This is a genomic window from Burkholderia alba, assembly GCF_034721475.1.
Lineage (GTDB): Bacteria > Pseudomonadota > Gammaproteobacteria > Burkholderiales > Burkholderiaceae > Burkholderia > Burkholderia alba.
The window spans coordinates 1-2,500 of the sequence record NZ_JAWJWL010000116.1 but is presented as its reverse complement, the minus strand read 5'-3'; the positions used below and the strand labels follow the sequence as shown (position 1 = coordinate 2,500).

Genomic DNA, 2,500 nt, shown 5'->3' with positions numbered 1-2,500 from the left:
GGCTCCGTCAATCTAAACGTGCCCATCATGCTTTGAAAAAATTAGCTTCGGGAAACGGCCCGGCCGAGGCGCTTACGGACAAACTGCGTCGCGCGAGCCCGCACTGGCGGCCGCACACGCATGCGTCGCTCGCGCTCGAGCGGGGCGGGGTGATCACATGGTGCGTGACAACCTGCGGCAAGCGTCGATCGCGACCACATTGACGTATCTGCATGGTGACGAGGTCAAACGGGCCCGCCAGTTCGATGAGACGTTCGGTGTCCGGGACTATAGGGTCAACTCCAGACAAATCCCCCTACTACTTTTAGTAGCTTGAATTCGTGTCGGTCGGGTTTCTTTAATGAATTGAAGCAAGGGTCCAACTCGGCTCTGTCACAGGACGGTGGAATGACGGTTTGGTGTTTCTACCTCGAAGTGGCATGAACGCGGCGCTTCGGAAAGCGCCACAAATGAGTGTGGGTCACGTTGGACCTCATGCTGACCGCGATGTATCGATCAGGCGAGGTCCGCAGGAGAAAGTTGCTATCGACGGCAATTTGGCGAAGCTTAGAACCCAGTGCGAGATCAGTGCACCGCATGGCGGCGGAATAAGTACAACAGTTTCTAATATCGGGAGGACACCATCATGAGCAAGTTTCTCATCGCGCTGGCCGTCGCGGGATGTCTCGGCGCAACATCGTCCAGCGCGCAAACCTTTCAGGATGAAGGCACAGCCGTAGGTGTGCAGTGCGCTGCGTCGTCGGTGAACAATGTTGGCGAAGTCGTGGGCACATGCGTCGACAGCCGAGGGCTGCACGTTCCCTTCTATTCCACGCAACCTGGCGTCTCGGTGTCCTTTCCGCTGCTTGTCGCGGGACAAAGCTGCGGCGCGGGGGCGGACAATGACGCAGGCGAAGTCGTCGGCGAATGCGCCGACGCCAATGATGTTGCACAAGCGGTTTATTGGATAACGGGCTCCGGGACCGTTAACCCTCTAGCAGCGTTGCTTGGCGACGTGTCGTCGTCCGCCTCGGCCATCAATGCTCAGGGTGCGATCGTCGGAGTAAGTTCCGACGGCACCGACGTCGATCATCCGGTGCTATGGGCAGCCGGAACCTCCAATGCCGTGCTTCTACCCATGGGGTTACTCAACCTGGCGGGCGCCAATTGCGTGACCGTCGATGTACAGAATGGCAGTGGTACCCAGCCCGTCATCATCGGCAATTGCCCGGATGGATCGGGGCATAACACCCCAGTCATCTGGACGCCAACAGGATTGTTCCAAGCCTATGTCCCGGCCGTGCTATCGAAACCCTGGGGAGCCGTCTTCTGTGCGGCAGGTACCATCAACGACGCGGGATATGTGCTTGGCGCCTGCGATTTTGGTCCTTCCAAGGGCTCCCGCACTGCCGTGTGGTTGACCCCAACGAATACGACCTTGACGCCGCTCGTGCTTAACATCACCGACACCAGCACTGGGCAGACGCTAAGAAACGACGGCATCGCGATCAATGCCAAAGGCGAGGTCGTGGGCCAGTATCAGTTCGTCGATGGCTTTAGCGAATCCTATTATTGGAATGTGGTGAACGACCAGTTCCAGGCGATCCCGCCACTTCCCAATGGAGGCACGGCGGCGGTCAGCGGCATCAGTGATACCTCTGTCGTCATTGGGGTGAGTGAAACAGGGCCAGGAACGATGGAAGCCTTTTTGTGGACCACGGCTGGTGGAGCCTTACCGATCCCATTTGTCACAGGAGGAGACAATGATGGGGTGACCGATATATCCAGGAACGGTTGTTACGTCGCCGGGGCGAGTGAAGTATCAAGCCTTCACAATGTTCACGCCACGGTCGCCAAGCTTTGTACGCCGTCCTAAGGGGCCACTAGGATCATGAACCAGAAAGAGCTGGCCAAGATAGTTATATTCCTTATTGGGTGCGCGTGCATGGCATCAGCACACGCTAAGGTCACCAAAGACATTACCTGGAAAGAAAGAAGTGGTCCGTGCAACCACAACGACGGCCGGGATTTTGAGTGCCGTTATCGTTACGATCAATATCGAGTCGTTGAGGAGACGAGTGCGCAAGGTGATGTCACGGCGAATAGATATATCAATGGGGTTCTGGATAGCACGTGGATGGAAGGTCGGTGGGTCGAGGCAAGACCGCCATCTGGTTGCGATTTACTGCCCCCTTCCACGAATTATTATTGCAAAATCAATAATATTTTGCTTAAGATTGTCGCAAGACATCATTAATTTACCTTGATTGTTCGTCATCAAAATAGAAATTAATACATATGGGATCAATCTGGAGGCGATATTGGCTTGATAAGTGACATGGTTGATATATTCATCATGGGAGATGTTAACGATGTAATTTGTGCGTATACATAGAGAGGGTTATAAAATCACTGATTTGAACCGTTAGTTACGCCATATAAATGGTTCATCGCGGGAAACCGTGGAAGCTTTGGGTGCAGTTGGTAATCTGAGGCCAGTGGAAACGGGCGTTGGAGGCCA

Annotated in this window: 1 protein-coding gene and 1 pseudogene; both read left to right on the top strand. The window is 54.7% G+C overall.

Annotated features, from left to right (window positions below; genetic code table 11):
* Nucleotides 1-316 (top strand): annotated as a pseudogene (locus RZR99_RS32635) (hypothetical protein); the annotation flags it as partial.
* 309 nt (nt 317-625) lie between these two features.
* Nucleotides 626-1,855, top strand: a complete 1,230-nt coding sequence (locus RZR99_RS32630; protein ID WP_323123806.1) for an HAF repeat-containing protein — start codon at nt 626-628, stop codon at nt 1,853-1,855.
* Nucleotides 1,856-2,500 lie beyond the last annotated feature (645 nt).

Excerpts from the sequence above, each read along its gene's own strand:
- RZR99_RS32630 (WP_323123806.1), top strand. The coding sequence starts at position 626 with ATGAGCAAGTTTCTCATCGCGCTGGCCGTCGCGGGATGTCTCGGCGCA.